The organism is Lacrimispora sphenoides JCM 1415, assembly GCF_900105615.1.
GTDB lineage: Bacteria > Bacillota > Clostridia > Lachnospirales > Lachnospiraceae > Lacrimispora > Lacrimispora sphenoides.
On sequence record NZ_LT630003.1, the window covers coordinates 2,412,973 to 2,435,943 of the forward strand.

Sequence of the window (22,971 nt, forward strand, 5' to 3'; positions counted from 1 at the left end):
TTTCGTTGCCTGCTATTTTTAGAATTTTCGCTAACTGTTAGTCAATCGGATATCCGCAGTCCGCGACCCTGCTAGATGAGGTTAAAAACTGTCGTCTTTTCTTATCCGGTGGCGGATCACACGATTTCGGTATTCATAAACCTCGCGAATGTTTGTCTGTTCATCAATGAACTTTCCAATCTCGGCTACGATCGTCGGTATTACGGAAAGACCAGCTGCAAGCAGCCAGTGATGAGAATCTATGGCAGTTAAACCAAAGATTTTTCCTAAGGGCGGGAATGCCACCAGAAGGCTGAATACTGCAATCATGGCCATGGTACTGTATAATACCGGCGGATTATCTTTAATGGTCCGCTTGAAGATAGACTTCCTGCTGCGGACTGTAAATAAATGTAGGATGGAGGTCCAGCCTAAAACCAGAAAGGCAACGGTCTGTCCGATTGCCTGAGAGGGTTCCTGCATTCCCGGAAGTGTCCGGAACGTACCGATGTAATATCCAACCAGAACCACAACCGAGCACGCAATGGTCTGCTGTATAATTACCGGAAGAAGGCCACCGGATAAAAATCCTTCGTCTCTGCGGATAGGTTCCCGATCCATAAGACGAGGATCCGAAGTATCCCTGGATAAGCAAATTCCTGGAATACCGTCACCCAGCACATTGACTAACAACAGCATGATCGGTGTTACAGGGATACCCCAGCCTTTTAACTGGGCAACCAGCATAATGACAATTTCCGAAATATTACATACCAGCAGAAAGTAAACAGTTTTTCTGATATTCGAGAAAACATTCCTACCCTCTGATACCGCATCTATAATCGTAGCAAAGTTGTCATCTGTTAAAACCATGTCAGAAGCACTTTTTGCTACTTCAGTTCCGCTTTGACCCATGGAGATTCCAACGTCTGCTGCCTTCAGTGCCGGCGTATCATTGACACCGTCTCCGGTCATGGAAACAACTTCCCCATTTTCCTGCCATGCTTCAACAATGCGGATCTTATCCTCTGGGGAAACCCGGGCATAAACAGAATAATGATGGATATTCCTGCAAAGGTCTTCATCAGACATATCATTTAACTGCTGTCCGGTAAGAACCTTTTCATTTTCACCTAGAATTCCAATGTTTCTAGCGATTGCACTTGCTGTCGCCGCATGATCCCCGGTGATCATGATGGTACGGATACCGGCCATCTTTGCCCTTTCTACTGCCTGGGCTGCTTCCGGACGAGCCGGATCAATTAAACCAATAAGCCCGCATAATTCCAGATCCTGCTCAATTTCCTCCGGGTTTTCCATAGAAGGAGCTTCCTTTACATATCGGATCCCAAGGGCCAGAACACGAAGTGCCTCTCCGGCAAAAATCTTATGAACATAGTCAACTTCATTCTTTGCTTTCTCATCAAATGCTTTGAGAGGCAATCGGTCAAGAGCACCTTTCGTAAGAATTAAATATCCTCCCGAGGACGCCTCTAAAACAATGGTCATCATCTTACGTTCAGAAGAAAAAGGAATTTCTCCTACGATGCGGTATTGCTCAGAAATACGTTCTTTGGATAAGCCCTTTTCATGGAGAAGGCGCATGATGGCTTTCTCCGTCGGATTTCCCATGATGGTTAAGGTTCCATCCTCTTCTTCCTGGACAGAGGCGTTGCTTGCCAGTGCAAACATCGAAAGAAGCTCTGTCTGATCCTTCTCAAATTCATCTCCGGCTTTAAACGGCTCATTTCCAGGAATCCAAAGCTTTTCAATGGTCATCCGGTTCTGGGTCAGTGTTCCGGTCTTATCTGAGCAGATGACCGAGGTGTTGCCAAGAGTCTCTACTGCGGACAGCTTGCGGATCAGAGCATTTTTATTCACCATATTTTTAACGCCCTGGGAAAGGGATAAGGTTACAATTAAATTCAGGGTTTCCGGTACTGCTGCTACAGCCAGAGTGGCCGCAAGCATAACCATGGACCAAACGGATTCACCCTGTAATATACCGATGGCAAAGAGCAATACAGCTGCTGCAATGGCAACAATGCTGATGGACTTTGCAATTCGCTCCAAACGCCGCTGCAGCGGTGTTTTTAATTTCTGTGAGTTGTTAAGATATCCTGCAATCTTCCCCATCTCTGTCTGCATTCCGGTAGCAGTAACCATGGCTAACCCATGCCCTGATGTTACATGGCAGCTGGAGAATACCATATTAAGCTGATCTCCCAGAGGTACACTGCCCTGCAGCAGAATATCCGCATCTTTTTCCGATGGCTCGCTTTCTCCTGTGAGCGCCGATTCATCCACCTGTAAATTGGTGCTGGTGATCAGGCGTGCGTCGGCAGGAACAATGCTTCCCAGTTGAAGCTTAATGATATCACCGGGAACCAATTCACTTGTATCCATCTCTTTTTGTACGCCATCCCGTATAACAATACAGTTAGGAGAGTTTAAGCTGGACAATGCCTCCAGGGCTTTTTCAGCGCCCCGCTCCTGGGTTATTGCAAGTATTAGGTTTAAGATAACAATCGAAACGATTACAACTGGCTCTATAAAGCCATGACCATCCTTCAATGCCATCCCCAAAGACAGCAAGGCAGCCAAAAGAAGTATTATCGTTGAAATATCTTTAAGATGGTGCAGGATTTCTTTGATCAGACTGGTTTTTTCCTGCTTTGCAAACTCATTTTTTCCATACTTGCTTTGTCGGTTTGCTACCTCTTGATCCGATATTCCAGTATTTTCGTTCGTGTTAAAATGTTCAAGTGTCTCTGCTATGCTAGCTACATACCAATTTTCCACTTAATCATCCTCCTTTCAGTTAAAATTCTTCATTCATTGGTTCCTTAAGTTTCTCTTCCATCAACCTTTCCAGTCTTCGCTCCATGGTCTCCGCGCAGCAGTCCACTTCCTGCGTGATCTGCTTGATCGACTGGAATGCAGCATCATAAACGGTTCTTGGCTTATCATGAACTACCTGTCTGATGTTCTCTTCCGAAACCGATAGCTCCTTAAGTTTCTTAACCGGAACCGCAATATCGCCCTTTAAATTTTCATAGCTGTATAAAAGCCTGCGAACCTGTACACAGAGTAGATTTACTACATGTACAATTTCATCGGTCATATCCAGCTCCACGGACTTTTCCAAGGTCTCAATAAGAGAAGAGATCATCTCCTGTATCTCCGGCTGGGGAAGCTTTTCCATAATTCGGAACAGCTTTTCCGCTCTTTTAAGAGATACGATTTCATCCTGCTTGTAGCGATACTCAGTCGCTCCCATTAAATATCCAACCGTCACTCCGAAATAATCAGCTATATGCCCGGCAAAATCAATATCCGGTGCCCGCTTCTCATTCTCGTAATTGTTGACCGTCATCCGGCTCACTCCGAGCTCTGCAGCCAGCTTTTCCTGGCTCAAGTTCCTTTCTTCCCGAAGAGTTCTGATACGTTTTCCTATCATTGTTACCACACCTTTCTAAAAAAGTATAAAAAAAAATGATAACAATGTAAATCGTTTTTATTAAATGATACTGAATATTATCAAATCTTTACCTTTTCTTTATACGAAGGAATCTAGACATAGCCTTCCCAAATTTACGGTTTTATAACAAAAAAAGAGACTGTTACACTGAGTATTCGTGTACAGCCTCCGGATTTTTTCTTCTTATCTTACCAGGCGGTATAAACCGCTTTCTTCTTTTTGCATCCTGACATCAATGCTTCTCATGATTTTATCAGCTTCGCCGAAAAAGCTTTCCTTTTCTGAAAGGATTTTAATTTTCGTGTTATATTTATCTTTAAATTCTGTAAACATGGCAAGCAGGTTCCCCATTTCCCTTTGATATTCCTCCGCCTGATTCACCAGCTTTGAATCGCCGGATCTTAGGAAGGCCGGGTAGAGATACTGATCCATGCCCCTTTCTTTTGTATCTTCCCTGTAACAGGCGGGACGGCCTGTTTCCCCTTCAGGCCGTCCCGTGCTTGTTACCTTGTTTTTTCGCGGATCCAGGATTCGTACTTATCCTGTACGCCCTGATCCTTTGCCTGTCTTTCAAATGATTCCGTTTCGTCATCCACAGCTTTTAACTTATCTTCTGCCAGTGCACGTACTGCAAATGCATAGGCGGCCTCATCTTCTTTTTCAATATGGCGCTTTAATAAGGCACCATAGCCAACTGCATTGGAGATAATATCTAGCTTTGATTCTGTTCCCGGATTTTTCTCATATTCATCAATGGCTTTTTCCAGCTCAGAAAGGTAAAGTCTTCCCAGATCATGTTCCACAAGCATTCCATTCCTGATTAGCTTTTCCGCAACAGGTCCCATATTTTCCATCATGATCCGGAACAGGATCTTTTCTTCCTTTCCGTGATGATGCTTATCTGCGTAATTTCTTGCAAATTCAAGGCATTCCCGCAGCAGGGGGGCATCCACCGGCTTCCCCTCCAGAATATCGGCGCTGATGCTTCTTAGAAAGCCGGTAAAAGTCAGAATGTTCTCATGCTCCTTCATTAAGATATCTATTCCGTACATAAGCGTCTCCTCAATTCATATACCTGATCCTCAATCTGATGAAATTCCAGTTCGGAATCCTCAAACATTCCTTTTATCAGAGATTCTCTTAAGGTATCGTAATGTGTTACATCTCCATGGATCATTGTCCAATAAGCGCCATGGATATCCTGGGTCTGCCTCCATACCAGGTTGTCTTCCGTTTCCTGGACTAACTCGTTCACTCTGTCACAGGGCATGCCGTTGAGCAAGGTGCTTTCCAGATAATCATAGCCTTTGCGGACAGTGATATTTTTATCCGCAGAATTTCTTTTACCAAATTCTAAGACAGCATTAACAATATGGGATAATCTTTCCTGATCTGGTTCCATGAGTTCGGTGACTACATAAGCAAGTCTGTTTTCCACCAGGCTCACCTTTTCCTGCAGCCAGCCGTGGATATTGCCTGTATCGATCATATCCTCCAGATTTCCTTTCTCAAGCACTCCGTATCTGCTGTCAGTCCTGGCTCTAAGCTCTTTGCCGCAGCCATTTTCTTCTGCGCAGTCCAAAATTGCGTCAGTCATTGCATCCTGAAATTTTATTTTGTTGTATAACCAAGTATGAATCGGTCCTAAAAAGGCACTCATGTTACACCTCTTTTCTTATTGGTTCAGCTTGTCCAGCACTGTGTCTGCATCAAGCCCGTGTACCATACAAGCATCTTCTAAGGATTCCATCTGGGATGACGGACATCCCAGACAGTGCATACCGCAGCCCATTAAAATCTCCGCTGCCTTTGGATTGCTTCTTAATATTTCTCCAATATACATTTCTTTCGTTATCATATAATTATCCTCCTGATTTATTAATTGTTTATATTATCCAAGAATTTTCTTTAAATCTTCTTCCGGTGTGCTGATCGGTGATATTCCGTAGTTTTCAACAAGGAAGTTTAATACATTAGGTGATAAGAATGCAGGTAAAGATGGCCCCAGGTAGATATTCTTGATTCCAAGATGCAGCAAGGTAAGAAGAATGCACACTGCCTTCTGTTCATACCAGGATAATATCATGGACAAGGGAAGTTCATTGACCCCGCATCCAAACGCTTCCGCCAGAGCAACCGCTACCTTGATGGCACTGAATGCATCATTACACTGCCCCATATCCATGATTCTTGGAAGGCCTCCAATGGTTCCAAGATCAAGGTCGTTAAAACGGTATTTTCCGCAGGCAAGGGTTAAGATAATAGAATCCTCAGGCGTCTGCTTTACAAAATCGGTATAATAATTTCTTCCTGTCTTAGCACCGTCACAGCCGCCTACTAAGAAGAAGTGGCTGATTGCTCCCTGCTTCACTGCATCAATGACCTGATCTGCAACTCCCAATACGGTTCCATGGGAAAATCCTGTCATGACTTCTTTGCCGCCGTTGATTCCTGTCATTTCATGGTCTTCTTCATATCCGCCAAGCTCCAGCGCCTTTTTAATGACAGGAGCAAAGTCTTTATCATCTCCTATGTGGACCATTTCCGGATAGGAAACCACTTCTGTGGTGAATACACGGTCGGCATAGCTCTTTTTCACTGGCATCAGGCAGTTTGTAGTAAAGAGAATGGGTGCAGGAAGGTTATCAAACTCTTTTTGCTGATTCTGCCATGCAGTTCCGAAATTCCCCTTTAAATGTGGATATTTCTTTAATTCCGGATAGCCATGGGCCGGAAGCATCTCTCCGTGGGTATAGATATTGATCCCCTTATCCTTTGTCTGCTCAAGAAGCTGTTTTAAATCATATAAATCATGTCCGGTGATTACGATAAACGGACCTTTTTCAATGGTAAGAGGCACTTTGGTTGGCTCCGGAGTTCCAAATGCGGTGGTATTTGCTTTATCAAGCAGCTCCATGCATTTTAAATTGATCTCTCCCACTTCAAGAACCACCGGAAGCAGCTGCTCCATGGTCAGATCATAGCTAATAACTGACAACGCCTTATAGAAGAAATGATTGACTCCTTCATCTTCATATCCTAAAACCATAGCATGATAGGCATAAGCTGCAACGCCCCGAAGTCCGAATAAAATCAAAGATTTTAAGGAACGGATATCTTCCTGGTCCTCCCAAATGTTCTTCATATCATAATCGGAAGTATTTCCGCAAACAGAGGTACATTTGCTGCAATCCGGCACGATCTTTTCTTTTTCTTCCCGTACCCTTTTAATCATCTCTGCTAAAACTTCATCATTGAAATTTACATTTGTGATGGTGGTAAACAGCCCTTCTATAAGGATTCTTGTGGTAGTCTCCAAAGGGGAATTATTGCCGCATGCCTTTGCCAGCCCGCTCAGGGCGCCTGTCAGTTCATCCTGTAAATTTGCGGTGCTTGCGGATTTGCCGCACACTCCTGCGCTGCCCGTACATCCGCTGCAGCCTGCCGTCTGCTCACACTGAAAGCAAAACATTTTATGATCCATATCTATATCCAACCTTTCTATTCTGTTCTTTTTATTCCAACTGGTTAAAATACTACAACCAATTCCATCTTAAAGCGTTCCTCTGCATAAACCGCATGAGGCTTTTTTGCAGGCATGATAAGGGTCTCTCCTGCATTTAACAGATATTCCTTACCATCTACCGTAAATTTTCCGGTTCCTTCCAAAACAGTCACCATGGCATCCCCGTTGGATTCGTGGGTACTGATTTCTTCCCCTTTATCAAATGCAAATAACGTAATGCTAAGGGCTTCATTCTGTGCAAGGGTCTTGCTGACAATCTGGCCTTCATTTGCCTGAACCAGATCAGATAACATTACGATTTCTTCATGCTTTATATTTTTAATGAATTTCTCTGTCATTTGACTGCCTCCTTGTTTTCCTATTGCTTTTATAAGCAGATTATAATATAATAATCTCATCATTTCTGTTGTAATTACAACATTATAAAAATAATTTAAAAGGAGGCGGCAAATGGAGGAATACTTATCCATATTAAAAAAGTCAAACCTGTTTTCCGGAGTACAGCCGGAGGAAATAAGCGCAATGCTAAAATGCCTGTCGGCCCGGATTAAGCATTATAAAAAAGATGAATTTATTATAAGAAGCGGAGATTACATCCGTTCCGTTGGAATGGTGCTCACCGGGACTGCTCTCATCATACAGGAGGATTTCTGGGGCAAACGGACCATTATTTCCGAGGCGATGTCCGGCGCTCTTTTTGCGGAAACCTATGCCTGCATCCCCTCCATACCGATTGAAATGAGTGTTATCTCTGATTCCGAATGCGATGTGCTGTTTATGGATATTAACAGGATAATGAACGTCTGCACCTCCGCATGCACCTTCCACACACGCCTGTTACAAAATTTTTTATCTTCCATTGCCAGGCGGAATTTAATCCTCACGAAAAAAATGCAGCATATGTCCAAAAAGACCATCAGGGAAAAACTGCTCTCCTACCTTTCCGCCGAATCCTTAAAAAACAATTCCTCCACTTTTGATATTCCATTTAACAGGCAGCAGCTGGCGGATTACCTGTCAATTGACCGCAGTGCCCTGTCCAATGAAATGAGCAAATTGCAGGACGAAGGGATTTTAACCTATAAAAAGAACCGGTTCACGTTAAAAGAAGATCTCCGTGAAGGATAACTTCTTCCTGCCTGACGGACCCTATCTTGTAATACTATTTAAAAAGCGGAATCCGGTGCAATTATCCCCGGATTCCGCTTTTAAATTTATAAAATATTTCCATCAATAGAGATGGTAACTGCGTCACATGGAATTTCTTTGCCGCTGTCCTCAAGGGCTCTTAAGGCCGCATGTTCCAGACCGCCGCAGCATGGTACCTCCATTCGGACGATCGTAATGCTTTGAATGGCGTTGTTCTTTATAATCTCCGTCAGCTTCTCACTGTAATCCACCTGGTCCAGCTTCGGACATCCCACAAGAACGACCTTTCCCTTTAAAAATTTCTGATGAAAATCTCCATAAGCATAGGCGCTGCAGTCCGCAGCGATCAATAGATCCGCCTGATCAAAATAAGGCGCTTTCACAGAAACCAGCTTGATCTGAACCGGCCACTGTCTTAACTGGGACTGGATAGGAGCCTCAGCCGTTTTCTTTGTTTCTACCGTGCGTTCAATCTGCATAGCCCGGCTTCCAGGGCAGCCGCTAAAGGAAGCGTGTCCTTTTGCTTCAGCCTTTTTCTTATTTAATTCCACTGCCTCTTCATCATAAGCGGCTGCTTCCCGCTCTACGAATGTAATCGCTCCGGTAGGACATGTCGGAAGGCAGTCCCCTAATCCATCGCAGTAGTCATCCCGCATAAGCACTGCTTTTCCATTTACCATTCCAATGGCTCCCTCATGGCATGCTGCTGCGCAAAGACCACAGCCATTGCATTTTTCTTTATCAATCTGAATAATTCTACGAACCATTCCTTATAGCCTCCTCATATTTGCTTTCTGAAGCTATCATACTATGCTCTTTGGCTTCTGTCCGTTGTAATTACAACAAAAATTAGAGAAAAAATTATACGGTTTTACAGGTTTACCGCTTAACTTTTCACACATACTACTCCTTATCGGAGGTATCCCATGTTCCCAGATAAGATATATTACGAACCAGAATCCCTAGACTATGAGCTGGGCCAGCGTCTAAAGGAAAAATACAGCATGATTCCATGGATTCCCATTAAAAGCCACAATAAAATAGACGAGCTGCGAACCCGCCCAAACAGTGATTTTCCGGCCATGAAGCACCATCTCATCATAGGGGTCCGCAAAACCCACAACTTCATTCCCAATCACAAGGTATCGGACTTTCTTGTTCCTTATACCTCTTCCGGCTGCACCGCCATGTGCCACTACTGCTATCTGGTATGCAACTACAACAAATGCGCCTATTTACGTTTGTTTGTAAACCGGGAGCAGATGCTGAAAAAAATTATGGACCACGGAGCCCGCTCTGAAAAAAATTATACCTATGAGATAGGAAGCAACAGTGATCTTGTTCTTGAAAATACCATAACCGGAAATCTGGCATGGACAATTGAAAATTTCAGTAAAAGCAACTATGGATTTCTCACCTTCCCAACGAAATTCAATAAGGTAGAACCCCTTCTCGGCATCAGCCACGGAGGCCGTGTCATCATGCGGATGAGTGTCAACCCCCAGCCTATCATCACCCGGTTTGAACCGGGCACCTCCGGCTTAGACGCCAGAATTACCGCCTTAAACAGCATGTGTGACGCCGGATACCGGGTGGGACTTTTGATTGCTCCCATTATTATGACCGATGACTGGAAAGACCTGTATTCTAAACTGGTTGATACACTCTCAGACCGGCTATCCAAAAAAGTAAGGGAACAGGCACCCATTGAAGTTATTTTCATGACCTACAGCTATGTTCAGAACGCAATCAACACAGAGGCATTTCCTCAGGCAGAACGTCTTTATAACAAGGAACTCATGACCGGGCGGGGAAAGGGAAAATACTGCTACCGTGATGATTTAAGAATCGACGGGGAACAGTTTTTAAGACAGCAAATAGAAGAAAAGCTAAAAGGAATGACAATCTTATATGTAGTTTAGAAAAATACCCGGAGCACTTCCAGCTCTCTTAAAATGGCCGCTTCCATAAGTTATGGGCGGCCAAAGGTCTTCCTATAATCCTTGTGAATTATCGCAGTTATTGTTTCATTCTTTGAAAAAACAAGATATACTATTAATTTTTTATCCTTTTATGTCGAATATACAATTGTTATATAGGTAGTATAACAAGGTTACTAAGCATGCTTAAAATACGAAAGGAGGATCTTTTCTTTTATCCGCATATGACCATAAAATTTTACTGCATAACATGCAGTATATTTTTTCACTCATTAGCTGGTAAAATTTTCCGTTTTTTCCACAAAGCGGACCGATCAATAAATCAAAGGGAGTGTAATACAATTATGAAGATATTGAAAAAGCTAAAGTTCAGCGATTTGAAACTTGCTGCAAAGACTTCCATTGCTATGGGAATCATTCTGGTAGCGAGCCTGATCTTGCTCATTACGATCTCTGCAATGCAGGCAAGCAAAGCAGTTTCAAAGGCAATCAACGGTGAATTTTCAGGAATATCCGCCCAGAATGGCCTCATGGTACAGTCCATAATCGACGATGCTTCTGGAACCGCCAAAAATTTGCAGGATTACTTATACCGTGCATACAACGACCGGAACGCTATCGGCGATTGGAAAAGCACCGTCCGCAAGAGCAGGGTATATGATGTTGGACTTAAGGAAATTAATTATGCGATCGAGAATTATATCTTAAATTCTGCCTGGTCAACCGTGGACACCAATCCTGATATTTATGGGATCGGTGCATTTTTTGAGCCATTAGAATTTGATCCCGGGGTCAAGGATTACTCCCTCTATGTAGACAAGAAGGAGGCTGAAAATAAAACCGCTCAGTCTCTTGGAGCATACAGCGACTATTCCACAAAGGATTATTACCGTGTTGCCAAGGAAACAAAGGCGACTTATATCACCGATCCTTATTTTTACGACGGAATTATGATGAGTACCATTGCTTTTCCTGTTATGAAAGGGGAAGACGTCATCGGAGTTATTCTGGCCGATATTAACGTTTCTAACTTTTCTAAGATAAAAACTTCAGATTCAAAATATCATACGATGTATGTTGATATCTACACGGAAGAAAACATGATTGTCTATGACAGCCAATCAAACGATAACATCGGCAGAAACCTAAGTGAGATGATTTCTCCTTCCGATTATGCTAAAATTACAGCCCTGCAGCAGACTAAAACCGAATTCCAGATTGATACCAAAAGATCCGACGGAACCATGGAATCCAGATATTATTACCCGATTACCAGCGGATCACAGACCTGGTGGGCTGCCAGTAGTCTGGAAAAGAAAGATCTGACAAAGGATGTAGTAAAGATCATTGAAGTAATGAATCTTCTTGCAGTCCTGGCACTGATCATAATTAATGCGGTTGTCATCATTTTCTTAAAAAAGACTCTTCGCCCTATTGACGGTGTGATGGCCGCTGCAGCCAGCATCGCTTCCGGTGACTTGGATATCCAGTTGGAGGTTCAGTCCATGGATGAAATAGGTGTACTGTCCAAAACATTTATGGATATGGCGGAAAATTTAAAATTCATCATCCAGGATATCAATGAGGTTCTGGGCGAAATGAGCAACGGCAACTTCAAGGCAACTTCCAATCATGAGGAAAAATACACCGGCGCATACCAGTATATCCTGGAAGCAATGCGGAACATCCGAATTACTTTAAGCGATACACTTTTAGAGATCGACCAGGCTTCCGAACAGGTTTCCACCGGGGCCTCCCAGGTATCTGATGCTTCCCAGTCTCTCAGCCAGGGAGCCACGGAACAGGCCTCTTCCATCGAAGAGCTGTCCGCAGCCATTAACGAAGTTTCAGAACGGGTAAAAGAAAACGCGTCCAACGCCTTAGAGGCGAATACCCTCTCCCTGGAAGCATGCGAAGGCATGCTGGCGAGTGATCAGAAGATGAAGGATATGATTTCAGCAATGAATGAAATCGCAAGTACCTCCGGCGAAATAAGTAAGATCATCAAAACAATTGACGATATCGCTTTCCAGACCAATATCCTGGCACTGAATGCAGCCGTTGAAGCTGCAAGAGCCGGTTCCGCCGGAAAGGGATTTGCGGTGGTAGCCGATGAAGTCCGTAATCTGGCCGGCAAGTCTGCGGAAGCTGCTAAAAATACCACGGCTCTTATTGAAAACGCTATTACTGCCATTGGAAACGGAACTAAAATAGCAGATGAAACTGCAGAAGCGCTGCGGCTTGTAGTTGAAAAATCCAATATTTCTTCCGTCAGGGTCGCAGAAATCGCGGAAGCATCCGCCGCCCAGTCTGACGCCTTGCTGCAGATTACAACCGGCATTGACCAGATATCCGCCGTTGTACAGACCACTTCCGCAACATCGGAAGAAAGCGCAGCCACTTCAGAAGAACTGACCGCCCAGGCCTATAATCTAAAATCCCTGGTAGAAAAATTTCAACTGATGGATAAAGTACCTTCCACAACCAGTGAACCAACTGCTGCCTGGAGGGATTTCACTACCTGGAAGGATTCTGCTGCTTGGAAGGGTTCTTCTGCTTTTGAGGATTCTGCTGCTTGGAAGGATTCTTCTGCTTTTGAGGGTTCTACTGCTTTGGAGGATTCTACTTCTTGGGAGGATTCTGCCCCGGAAGAGACTTATGATAAATATTAATAGTTTCAGGATTCTTTTCTACTGGCAAATGCCTGAAAAAAGGCTGCGGATTTAAATATCCGCAGCCTTTTTCTGCATTTTCATGCCAGTTTTTATAAAACGGAACATCCGAAGAGCTCCCTGATAATATAAGTCCTCGGCATCTTCCAAGGCCTTATCCAGTTCCATGACTCCATTGACCGTTGTCATGATGGAGCAGATTCCAAAGTCATAAATCTTTTCTGCACCTTCTCCCATAGCTCCTACCAGAGCAACAGCCGGAATTCCTTTTCTTTTACACCTCATCCCAATGCCCTGTATTACCTTTCCAAAACAGGACTGCCAGTCCGTGCGCCCCTCTCCGGTCACAACCATAGACACATCTTCCAGGCGGGAATCAAAATCAATCAAATCCAGAACCGTTTCAATTCCTGATTTTAACTCCGCCTGGAGAAATACCAGAAGTGCCGCGCCAAGGCCCCCAGCGGCTCCGGAACCTGGCATATGATCAGGATTAATCCCCAGTTCCCGTATCATCACATCCCGGTAGTTCTGCATTCCTCTTTCCAGTTCATCAAGAACCTGAGGGGAACCGCCCTTCTGCTTTCCAAACGTGTAGGTGGCTCCGTCTTTCCCACATAAGGGATTATTGACGTCGCACATAGCTGTCATTTTCACTTTAGAAATCAGGGGATGGAGGCCGGAACTATCGATATGAGCGACTTTTTCCAGATCTCTTCCTGTTCCTTCTAGCTCTCTTCCCTCCGAATCAAGGAATTTTACTCCTAATGCCCTCATACAGCCCATGCCGCCGTCATTGGTCGCTGAACCGCCGATTGCTATGGAAATATCGGTAAAGCCCCGGTCCAAAGCATCTCTTATCAGCTCTCCGGTCCCATAGGTCGTGGTGTTCCTTGGATCCCTTAAATCTCTTGGAATCAGGGGAAGCCCGGAAGCCGCCGCCATCTCAAGTATGGCACGTTTCTCATCCAATTTTCCGTAATACGCGTTTACAGGAGCAAGAAGCGGCCCACAGACGGTTAAGGGGATTCTTTCTCCCTGCATGGCTGCGATCACCGCATCCGTTGTTCCCTCTCCTCCATCGGCCACGGGGATTCCGATACCTTCCCACTGATCAAACACTTCCGCCGCAGCTTTTTTCAGCAGGTCTATGGTCTGTTCACTGGAAAGAGTCCCCTTAAACGAGTCGGATGCAAACAATAATTTCATATACAAAGTCCTCCTTAGACCAGTGGTTTTTAATTCTCATTTCATCTTAAATTAATGCAGGATCAATGTCAGTATAAATATTTCCAGGATTCCTGCGATCCCCAGAATCAATGTTGCGACTGTTTGAGTCTTATATCCTTTTTCCGGAGTCATGGCTCCAAAATTCGTTACCACCCAGAAATAGGAATCGTTTGCGTGGGAAACAGTCATGGCTCCCGCGCCGATTGCCATACAGGCAAGAGTTACACGTACGGGGCTTCCAAGGCCCAGCATAGGAAGCAGCGGAGCCACAATCCCTGCAGTGGTTGTCATAGCCACGGTAGAGGAGCCTTGAGCACTCTTTAAGATCGCTGCCAAAAGGAATGGGAAGAAAATACCCATGGTGCTGAGTACGGAAGCATGATCCTTGATATAGTTCACCATATCGGTGGAAGAAATCACCTTACCCAGCACGCCGCCGGCAGCCGTTACAAACAGGATCGGTCCCACAGTTTTTAAAGTGTCATTGGTTATCTCATAAAATTCTTCCATTTTACCGGCTCCCTTTAGCTGAAGGACACCGCATACGGTACCTGCTGCCAGAGCTATGATGGGAGTACCTAAAAATTTAAGTACATCAGCCCCAAAGCCTTGCATATTGGCCATTGCCACGATTGAGGAAAAAGCCATAAGAAGGATTGGAAGAATAATCGGAGCAAGGGCATTGAATCCGCCGGGAAGTTTACCGTATTCGGCAACCAGCTCCTCATAGGTTTTTGCAATCTCACCCATATCGGCTTCATCGTCTGACCGTACTTTTCCACCGATGTATTTTGCGTAGAAGAAACCGGCAATCAGCGGGAAGATGGAACATAATGCGCCCATTCCCATAACAAGAAGCAGGTTTTCTCCAATGCCAAGGGTAGAAGCAGCCGCAATAGGCCCTGGCGTGGGCGGAATGAAAACGTGGGAAATATAGAGCCCAGAGGAAAGGCCTACAGTCATGGCGACTGAGGAGGCGGCAGTCCTGTTTACCAGGGCTTTCCGGATCGGGTTTAAAATTACGAAACCGGAATCGCAGAATACCGGGATGGATACCACCCAGCCCATCATCTCGATTGCAAGGACCGGATTGTTTTTCCCAACAAGCCGGATTACCATATCAGCCAGCTTAAGGGCCGCCCCTGTTTTCTCCAATATGGTTCCGATCAAGGCCCCAAGGATGATAACTATACCAATGCTTGTGAATGTACCGGAGAATCCAGCCCCTATTACATTTGCAAGGCCGCTTACCTTGGTCCCATCTTCCAATGTCTTATCCACCAGCGGAATCCCTGCAATAAGTCCCAGGAGCAGTGAGATGCTCATGATGGCGATAAACGGGTGAATCTTAAACTTGGAGATTGCAATGATCATTATGAAAATTGCAAGTACGAAAATAAAAATCAGTGGTAAACCTGTCATAAAATAACCCCCTTCTATACAATACAACAGTTTCTACTGTTATCATAACATCATTGACCCCGAAATTTCTAATGTCATGAGTATCAATATGACCCCTGATTTTTGTATCATCAATACAAAACTAGTGTTCTCTTCTTAAAAAACTATAAAAAGCCTCCAGAAAAAAGCGGTCTGCTGAAGATTCTATGGGATTGATATTTAAGGTATCCTTTATCTTATTGTAACGGTATAAAAGCGTATTCTTATGCACAAAAAGTTCTTTTGATGCCGTTACCAGATTATAATTTGTCTTTATAAGGGCTCCGGCAATTTCCATAAATGTCTTTATAAACCCTTCACTCAGCTCTCTTTCATAAACATTGAACATCCATTGCAGCTCATTCACCGGCACAATAGAGCGCACATAATTTCCTGTATGGTCATAAAAAAAAGCGGCAGAATCGGAATCCGCATTTTCTTCCAGCCACTTGCAATGCCGATAGGCATTATAATACTGGGTAAAGCTTCCCTGAAAGGAACCGATGTAGAATTTACAGCTCTTCTCCTGTTCCCGAAGCCATTTTAAGGCAGTGCTTAAATATTCTGCTATGATGTATTTGTAATCTGCAAATAATTTTCGAGACTGTTCCGGCATAGTTTTAAATATGAGAATATGGCTGTTGTCCAGGACAATGCTGATGTCCTCCGTTCCGTGCCTGGGGCTGTTCTTGATTATGTTAAGAAACGGCTCAGGCCTGGTGTCATCCAGCTTGCACAGGATGGGGATTCGTACGATGTTTTCCGAATAATTTAACTTCTTTGCTACGCTCCGAAGTTCCCCCGGGTCCGGATATTCCACATGGATCAAAAGGTTTGTGAAATGCTCCTTCCGATTCCTCCTGCGCCTTAATTCCTCTTGCTGCTTCTCGTATTTCAGCATGGCCTCGATGGCCATTTTGGTGATCAGAGCGACAGGCTTTATCTCCCCAGGATCACCGGTGATTCCTACCACTCCTTCCCGTCTGCCGTCAATGTTAATGACCATGTTGATCCCAGGCTTTACCCCAGGATAATCATCCTCTGTGGAAGTGACCACGATATCCTCGCTTCCTGTTACAATATAATAGGCCACCTCATGAAATGCCCCCACCCGCTTTGGATCCCGACTGGCGATGATAACCCCCTGCTCATTCATTATGTTGATATTGTATTCTGTATATTGAGTGACCTGTTCAATGAATTTCTTAGCCAATTCTGTTTCTATCATCTGCATCCTCCCGAAGCTTGAACTTTATCATACGAAATCACCGGATATCTCTTCATCATTATTGAAAACAGCTTACCATACTTTGCTTTTTCCTTCAATAGCAGTGGATTTTATCCTTTTCTTACTATATACATTTTACTTTTTCTAGGATTTGTGGTAAATTATTTTTTATCATAACATTTTATACTTATTATATATGACGGTTAAAAAAGGAGAATTTTATGTTACAAGATGATTTTATCATGCGCATGATTCATGAGATGGTAACAACTTTGCTAAAACTGATTTTTCATATTGAATTAGGGGAAAATGAGGAACAGAATTTTAAAGACCAGGAGACAGCATCAAATTATCTTGAGCTCTTAGCTTTCATTCAGGCCGGAAAGATCAATGAGGCAGAAAACAAATTATTGGATGAGCTGGATTCCGACGATATGGAGCATTTTAAAATGGCGCTCATGTTTTATTATCATTTAAATCAGATCGACTATAACTTTCTTGAAGAGCATGATTATTCCAAAAATGAAATTACGGACGGATTAAGATATGTATCATCAGTTTATGGCTATGACAGCATGGCAGAAGCTCTACTGGGCAAAGGTTAATCAGAAATCCAATTACAATATAAAAGGGAGGCATCTTCATTTGAAGACGCCTCCCTTTTATATTGTTAAGACCATTACTCAGACATATGCTTATTTAACTTGTCGATCAGTTCTTCAGCCGGAACTCCGTGGACCATGCAGGCCTCTTCCACGGTCTCAGCGGCAGATGCGGGACAGCCAAGGCAATGCATTCCCATTTCAAAAAAGAAGTGTGCGGTGGTTCGGTCTGCTTCTAAGACCTCTCCGATTAAAGTATCCTTTGTCACTGTCATATTCATTTATATTACCCCTTTTCTTTCAATATTTTTATGTGGTGTGTTTAACCCTTCGGGAAACAATCCATTCCCGTTCTTTTGAAAATATACATGTTCGATTCTGGGCAGGAAAATCCCCAAAGACTCCTTTAGTACATCCTCTACCGTTTCCACCGGTATGATCGTAAGCTGATTCTTCACTTCTTCCGGTACATCCTTTAAATCACTTACATTATCTTTGGGAATCAAGACCCTGTTGATTCCGGCTCTTTGTGCGCCCAGAAGCTTTTCCTTTAAGCCTCCGATGGGCAGGACCGCTCCCCGCAAAGTGATTTCCCCGGTCATGGCAAGTCTTGAATCTACCTTGTTGCCGGTAACAAGAGAGGCCAAAGCGGTAAATAATGCGATTCCGGCCGATGGGCCATCTTTAGGAACCGCTCCTGAAGGAACGTGGATATGAAGGTCTCTTTCTTTAAAATTAAAGGCATTTAAAGGCAGTCTGGATTTTAATAAGCTTAAGGAAATCTTGGCAGATTCCTTCATTACATCTCCCAGCTTTCCGGTCAATATGACCGCTCCGCTTCCCGGCATATCGGTTGCCTCGATAAAGAGTATTTCTCCTCCCACCGGAGTCCATGCTAGGCCTGTAACCACACCCGGAGGATTATCCTGCTGGGCCTTATCGTGACGGGAGACCTGACTGCCAAGATATTCTTCTAAATCTTCTTCCTTAATCACAAGAGGCAGCTCCGCCTTTTTGGATACGATTTTTTCCGTTGTAATTCTGGCCAGGCTGGACAGCTGCTTTTTCAGCCCCCGCACGCCGGCCTCCAGCGTATATTCACTGATAATCTTCTGTAATACTTCATCTTCAATTACCAATTGTTCCTGCTTTAAGCCATGTTCTTTCAGGACCTCCGGAATCAGATGGTTTTTGCCGATATGGAACTTTTCATCCATGGTATAGCTGGTTATCTGAATGACCTCCATCCGGTCTAAGAGAGGACCCGGGATGCTTTCCAAAGAATTGGCTGTTGCCACAAAGAAAACATCGGATAAGTCATAAGGAAGATCCATGTAATGATCGGTAAAGCTGTTGTTCTGTTCCGGATCAAGAACCTCCAAAAGTGCGCTGGCAGGGTCTCCGCTGAAACCGCCGGACATAATCTTATCCACTTCATCCAATACCATGACAGGATTGGTCTTCCCTGCCTTTCGGAGGCTCTGGATAATTCTTCCCGGCATGGCTCCGACATAAGTTCTTCGGTGCCCTCTGATTTCCGATTCATCCCGGATACCGCCTAAGCTTAAACGGATGTATTTTCTGCCAAGGGCCTCTGCAATGCTTTTTCCAAGGCTTGTTTTTCCGGTTCCCGGCGGCCCCACAAGGAGGAGAATGGAACCTTTTTTAGCTTTGTTTAGCTGCATGACTGCCAGATGCTGAATGATCCTGTCCTTAACTTTTTGCAGCCCGTAATGCTGTTCATCAAGAATCCGTCTTGCCTCGTCAAGATCAATGTCCTTATCCTCTTCCTTTTTCCATGGAAGCTGAACCAATAGATCCAGATAATTACGGATCACGTTGTAATCCAGTTTATTGGGGCCCTGATCATCAAGCTTTTCCAGTTCTTCAAGAGCCGCCTCTTTGATCTCAGACGGCATACCTGCCTCTTCGATCTTCTTTAAATAATCCGGCTCCTTTTTTCCTTCGTCCTTTTTGCCTTCTCCCAGTTCTTCCTGAATTGCCTTTAACTGTTCTCTAAGTACGGACTCCCTGTAATACCGGTTTGCCTTCTCGGAGAACTTTTCGGAAATCTCCATCTGCAGTTCGATCATTTCCTTTTGTTTCAGCATGTAATCCAGGAAACGAAGGCTTCTTTCTTTTAAGGACATTTCCAGAAGCTCGTGCTTTTCATCGTTGGGTATCTGAAGGAATTGAGACAGATACACAATTATGGAATTTAAATCCTTAAACTCATTGACAATTTTCTGGTACTGTTCTCCTCCTGAAAATTTGGAGCTTATCTCACTGGTAACGTTTTTGATATATCCAAGCATTTCTTCCCGGCTCTTCTCGTCTAAATCTTCTTGATTCTGACTAATCTCATACTGGGCATAGATAACGCCGTTTTCTGCGTGAAGCTCTTTTACGTTGATCTGGTCCCTCAGCCTTACGGAAAGCAGGATCCCTTTATCCGTCTGGTCTATTCCTGTGACCTCAAAGGTCAGGCCTGTCCGGTAAAAATCTTCCTCATTCTTTGGGTTTTTACCAAAATTCTGTTTTAACGGCAAAGCTATCTTTATGGTTTCTTCGTTTTCCAGATACATCATATGTGTTTCGTCAAGGGCTTCCAAACGAACCGTAGTTACGACGTCCGGCAATAAAACTTTGTTGGAAATTGGGAAAACGATTCCTATGTTATTTTTATCATGATTTGTCATAGTTTTATCCTTTCTGTGCGTATTCCTTAAGTGAATGTTCATTTAATATGGAATTGTTTTTATGCGAGACTTTTTGTAAAATATATTCACAAAATAATCCCGCTTGTAAAAACCTAAAGCATTATTGCGTCTTGAATCATTTGAATCATTTCCTGCAGCAAATCCTCTTTCTGTGCCTCATTCTTGCGGTTATCAACAGCAATTGCTTTCACCGGCTGAAAAATGATGGCCAAAAGATTATCCTCTTTGTAATTCCTTATGAGATTACTCCTCTTCATATCCGACATCAGGCTGTAAATATTACAAATGCCCTTTTTCCCGGAACAGTTGTTGGCCAATGAGGGGCAATTGGAAAATTGCTCCACAAAGCTGAAGATTTCCTTGTTCTCTAATATATAGTTATAGTAGCTTCGGATGAGCACCTCGATCTGCTGCCGTCCCTCCATTTCCCGTTTTACGCTGTCCAATAAATAATCATATATTTCTTCCGAGTATTCCAGGTAAATATCGTGCAGCATATCTTCTTTATTCTCAAAGTAGATATAAACCGTTGCCGGCGAAACCCCTGCCATCTTAGCGATTTTAGAGACAGAAGTGCCATGGAAGCCCTCCTGCAGGATCAGCTTGATTACTGCTTCCTTTATGCTTTTCACTTTTTCGTCGTCTTTTTTTCTCATGCCATCACCTCTATATTTTTATAATAAATGATCATTCACTTATTGTCAACTGTTTTTTTAATTAATAAGATCAAATTATTATATTCCTATCTGCAATAAGGGTTTTCACAATAAAATAGCCTTCATAATATAAAAAATAAGTCTTGAAAATGACTTTTCAGGCCAATCAAGACTTATTTTTCGTACATAGCTTTTTGACAGGGCCATTTTAGAGCCTCTATCTTTTTATATATCATTATCATGCTGGCAGCATTACTCTGGATACTAAACTCTTGCCTGCCCTCTGCTCTGCAATATCATAACACTCCCCTTGTCATGCTAAGCAGATTGGAAAACCAGCCTATGCATCGGCTAACTTCAACTCTTCCAGATAAGCATTCAAAGCATCCATACCTCCAAGCTGGTAACGCTTTATGAACTCTGTCCCTATAATGGCACCATCGGCACCATTCTTCATGACTTCCTTCACGTCCCCGGCGGACTTTATACCAAAGCCTATATAGGCCGGTGTCTTTGAAACAGATTTTACTTTTTTTACAACTTCAACGTATTCCGTAGGAAGCTTATCAAACGATCCGGTTTTCCCTTCCCCGGAAACGATATAGGCAAACAGGTCATTATGAGCAAGAGCCTTTGCTATGCTCTCATCACTAAGGGACCGTCCCAGTACAGTGATCTGATTGGGGAAGGAGCCGGTAGGAAATTCTCCATCCACACATAGAAAACCGTCATATAAGTCTTTCGGAACGTCAGAAAGATGAAAGTATTCCACACCTTCCTTATAAGTCATTAACACAACTTTAAACGTGAAACGCCTGCGGATTTCTTCCAGCGTGCGGATTACATCGTCTGAGCTTATCTTTTGCTCCAATGCCTCTTTATGAGTCTGCCGTATCACTGCCCCGTCTACAAAAGGATCGGTAACCGGTATGCCGATTTCAACAAAACCGGCCTTTTCATGATCCAATAACTCTAAAATCTGAAAAAACGTTTCCCTGTCCGGATAATTCAAGGTAAGGTAAAATACTAAATTTTTCATTAGATGCCTCCAAACAGCTTAAGCACCCAGCCTAAGATCGGACCATAGAAGGAATAATCTGTCTCGCTTAAAATACGCATGATCGGCGCATAAGATCCAATCATTGGAAGGAGCAGAGCCTGTCCGAAAATAAGAATCAAACCATTTGCAAAGGAGCCTATGATCGCACCTCTGCGTCCGCCATGGGCATTTCCGAAGATGGCTGTTACCGCACCGGTGAAAAAGGTGGGGATCAGAGCCGGGAATACCACAACCGGATAATTAATAAATCCAAGGATCATCATACCGATCAGACCTGCAATCAAGCTGGTCAGGAAGCCCAATATCACGGAATTAGGATAATTGGGGAAAAGCAGAGGGATATCAAGCCCTGGTACGGAATTAGGGATGATCTTATTGGCAAAGCCGTGGAATGCAGAGATGATCTCGGAAAGCATCATTCTTACACCCGTAATAATAACTGTGATCCACATACCAAAGGACAAGCCACGTAAAAAGCTGAACACAACGATATCCTGTCCGCCGGTGATATTTTCACGCATCCAGGCCGGACCGGAAATCAGGCTTATGACCAAAAAGAGAACCGTCATAACAATGGTTAAGGAAATGGTCATCTCCCGTAAGAAATTAAGCTTCTTTGGAATATTTAAGTTTTCAAGATCATTTTCCTTGTTTCCAAAGGTTTTGGCAAGCAGGGAAGAAATCAGAATTCCGATGGAGCTGGAATGGGCAAGGGTAAAGCCCTCTCCTCCCTTTACTTCCTTCATAAATACCGCCACGTAGGCGCAGGAAAAGGTCATATAGATTCCTAACAATATGGAACCGGTTATTACAAGCGGTACAAAAGCCAAATTGGTTCCGAATTTTAACAGCGCCGCAATCAATCCGGCATAAAAGAAGGATACATGAGCTGACAAATGCACATATTTAAAGCGCGTAAATCTTGCCAGTAAAAGGTTCACCAGAAAGCCCAGTGCAAAGATCAATGCCATTTCCGTACCGATCCCGGTAAGGCTTTCGGCTTGAGCCGCTCCAATATCCACTGACACAGGCGGCATATTAAATATCTTGGTAATCATTCCCTGCAAAGGCAGCAGGGACATACCAAGGGTCTGTCCTCCTACGTTGATCATGGTAAAGCCGATCATCGTCTTAATCACGCTGGGAAGGATCTGATCCCAGGTTTTCTTCTGGGCAACCATACCTGCGATTACAACAATTCCAATAATGAATACAGCCTGGCTGAAAACATTATTAATCAAATACATTACTACTCCCATTTTTCTCTCTCCCTTCCAAGGCCGCCATC

General features: G+C 43.7%; 21 protein-coding genes. 4 read left to right on the top strand and 17 right to left on the bottom strand.

Annotated features, from left to right (window positions below; genetic code table 11):
- Positions 1–81 precede the first annotated feature (81 nt).
- From BMX69_RS10860 to BMX69_RS10895, 8 genes are all read right to left on the bottom strand, one after another.
- A complete protein-coding gene (locus BMX69_RS10860) occupies positions 82–2,781 on the bottom strand; it encodes a cation-translocating P-type ATPase (RefSeq protein WP_242941405.1) in 2,700 nt (899 codons plus the stop codon).
- Positions 2,782–2,800: 19 nt separating this feature from the next.
- Complete coding sequence (locus tag BMX69_RS10865; protein WP_054791696.1) at positions 2,801–3,439, bottom strand: helix-turn-helix domain-containing protein; 639 nt, start codon at positions 3,437–3,439, stop codon at positions 2,801–2,803.
- 204 nt (positions 3,440–3,643) lie between these two features.
- Positions 3,644–3,892, bottom strand: a complete 249-nt coding sequence (locus tag BMX69_RS10870; protein ID WP_054791697.1) for a hypothetical protein — start codon at positions 3,890–3,892, stop codon at positions 3,644–3,646.
- Between the two features lie 71 nt (positions 3,893–3,963).
- Positions 3,964–4,512 (bottom strand): hemerythrin domain-containing protein, encoded by a 549-nt coding sequence (locus BMX69_RS10875; protein WP_054791698.1) that lies wholly within the window; start codon positions 4,510–4,512, stop codon positions 3,964–3,966.
- Positions 4,500–5,120: a hypothetical protein gene (locus BMX69_RS10880; protein ID WP_054791699.1), complete on the bottom strand. Its 621-nt coding sequence runs from the start codon at positions 5,118–5,120 to the stop codon at positions 4,500–4,502. The genes BMX69_RS10875 and BMX69_RS10880 overlap by 13 nt, the downstream gene beginning before the upstream one ends.
- Before the next feature lie 15 nt (positions 5,121–5,135).
- A complete protein-coding gene (locus tag BMX69_RS10885; RefSeq protein WP_025233757.1) occupies positions 5,136–5,318 on the bottom strand; it encodes a DUF1858 domain-containing protein in 183 nt (60 codons plus the stop codon).
- Positions 5,319–5,351: 33 nt separating this feature from the next.
- On the bottom strand, positions 5,352–6,944 hold the full coding sequence (hcp, locus tag BMX69_RS10890; protein ID WP_174715215.1) for a hydroxylamine reductase: 1,593 nt from the start codon (positions 6,942–6,944) through the stop codon (positions 5,352–5,354).
- Positions 6,945–6,988: 44 nt separating this feature from the next.
- Positions 6,989–7,324: a cupin domain-containing protein gene (locus tag BMX69_RS10895; protein WP_025233759.1), complete on the bottom strand. Its 336-nt coding sequence runs from the start codon at positions 7,322–7,324 to the stop codon at positions 6,989–6,991.
- A gap of 112 nt (positions 7,325–7,436) precedes the next feature.
- On the opposite strand from BMX69_RS10895, the gene BMX69_RS10900 reads away from it, so the two are divergent.
- The gene (locus tag BMX69_RS10900) at positions 7,437–8,114 is read left to right on the top strand and encodes a Crp/Fnr family transcriptional regulator (protein ID WP_100042351.1); all 678 of its coding nucleotides are present in this window, start codon (positions 7,437–7,439) and stop codon (positions 8,112–8,114) included.
- An 86-nt stretch (positions 8,115–8,200) separates the two neighbouring features.
- On the opposite strand, the gene BMX69_RS10905 is transcribed toward BMX69_RS10900, so the two are convergent.
- Entirely contained in the window at positions 8,201–8,902 is a 702-nt protein-coding gene (locus tag BMX69_RS10905) for an ATP-binding protein (RefSeq protein ID WP_054791700.1), read from the bottom strand.
- A 159-nt stretch (positions 8,903–9,061) separates the two neighbouring features.
- Here BMX69_RS10905 and BMX69_RS10910 point away from each other — a divergent pair, with 159 nt between their 5' ends.
- Together BMX69_RS10910 and BMX69_RS10915 are read left to right on the top strand one after the other, a co-directional pair.
- Complete coding sequence (locus BMX69_RS10910) at positions 9,062–10,057, top strand: SPL family radical SAM protein (RefSeq protein ID WP_054791701.1); 996 nt, start codon at positions 9,062–9,064, stop codon at positions 10,055–10,057.
- Between the two features lie 362 nt (positions 10,058–10,419).
- Entirely contained in the window at positions 10,420–12,747 is a 2,328-nt protein-coding gene (locus BMX69_RS10915) for a methyl-accepting chemotaxis protein (protein ID WP_160117911.1), read from the top strand.
- Positions 12,748–12,798: 51 nt separating this feature from the next.
- Here BMX69_RS10915 and BMX69_RS10920 read toward each other — a convergent pair whose 3' ends face one another.
- From BMX69_RS10920 to BMX69_RS10930, 3 genes are all read right to left on the bottom strand, one after another.
- On the bottom strand, positions 12,799–13,956 hold the full coding sequence (locus tag BMX69_RS10920; RefSeq protein ID WP_100042353.1) for a glycerate kinase family protein: 1,158 nt from the start codon (positions 13,954–13,956) through the stop codon (positions 12,799–12,801).
- A gap of 51 nt (positions 13,957–14,007) precedes the next feature.
- Positions 14,008–15,399 carry a GntP family permease gene (locus tag BMX69_RS10925; protein WP_054791704.1) on the bottom strand — a complete coding sequence of 464 codons (1,392 nt, stop codon included), beginning with the start codon at positions 15,397–15,399 and terminating at the stop codon, positions 14,008–14,010.
- A gap of 121 nt (positions 15,400–15,520) precedes the next feature.
- Positions 15,521–16,645 carry a CdaR family transcriptional regulator gene (locus BMX69_RS10930; RefSeq protein WP_100042354.1) on the bottom strand — a complete coding sequence of 375 codons (1,125 nt, stop codon included), beginning with the start codon at positions 16,643–16,645 and terminating at the stop codon, positions 15,521–15,523.
- A 221-nt stretch (positions 16,646–16,866) separates the two neighbouring features.
- Here BMX69_RS10930 and BMX69_RS10935 point away from each other — a divergent pair, with 221 nt between their 5' ends.
- On the top strand, positions 16,867–17,250 hold the full coding sequence (locus tag BMX69_RS10935; RefSeq protein ID WP_054791705.1) for a DUF6483 family protein: 384 nt from the start codon (positions 16,867–16,869) through the stop codon (positions 17,248–17,250).
- Between the two features lie 74 nt (positions 17,251–17,324).
- On the opposite strand, the gene BMX69_RS10940 is transcribed toward BMX69_RS10935, so the two are convergent.
- The 5 genes from BMX69_RS10940 to BMX69_RS10960 all read right to left on the bottom strand — a co-directional run bounded on the left by BMX69_RS10940 (position 17,325) and on the right by BMX69_RS10960 (position 22,942).
- Positions 17,325–17,528, bottom strand: a complete 204-nt coding sequence (locus tag BMX69_RS10940) for a DUF1858 domain-containing protein (protein WP_330387711.1) — start codon at positions 17,526–17,528, stop codon at positions 17,325–17,327.
- A complete protein-coding gene (lon, locus tag BMX69_RS10945) occupies positions 17,529–19,946 on the bottom strand; it encodes an endopeptidase La (RefSeq protein WP_100042355.1) in 2,418 nt (805 codons plus the stop codon).
- A 113-nt stretch (positions 19,947–20,059) separates the two neighbouring features.
- Positions 20,060–20,623 (bottom strand): TetR/AcrR family transcriptional regulator, encoded by a 564-nt coding sequence (locus tag BMX69_RS10950; protein ID WP_100042356.1) that lies wholly within the window; start codon positions 20,621–20,623, stop codon positions 20,060–20,062.
- Positions 20,624–20,963: 340 nt separating this feature from the next.
- Positions 20,964–21,662: a tryptophan synthase subunit alpha gene (locus BMX69_RS10955; protein WP_100042357.1), complete on the bottom strand. Its 699-nt coding sequence runs from the start codon at positions 21,660–21,662 to the stop codon at positions 20,964–20,966.
- The gene (locus tag BMX69_RS10960) at positions 21,662–22,942 is read right to left on the bottom strand and encodes a PTS ascorbate transporter subunit IIC (protein WP_054791724.1); all 1,281 of its coding nucleotides are present in this window, start codon (positions 22,940–22,942) and stop codon (positions 21,662–21,664) included. Before BMX69_RS10960 ends, BMX69_RS10955 begins: the two co-directional genes overlap by 1 nt.
- Positions 22,943–22,971 lie beyond the last annotated feature (29 nt).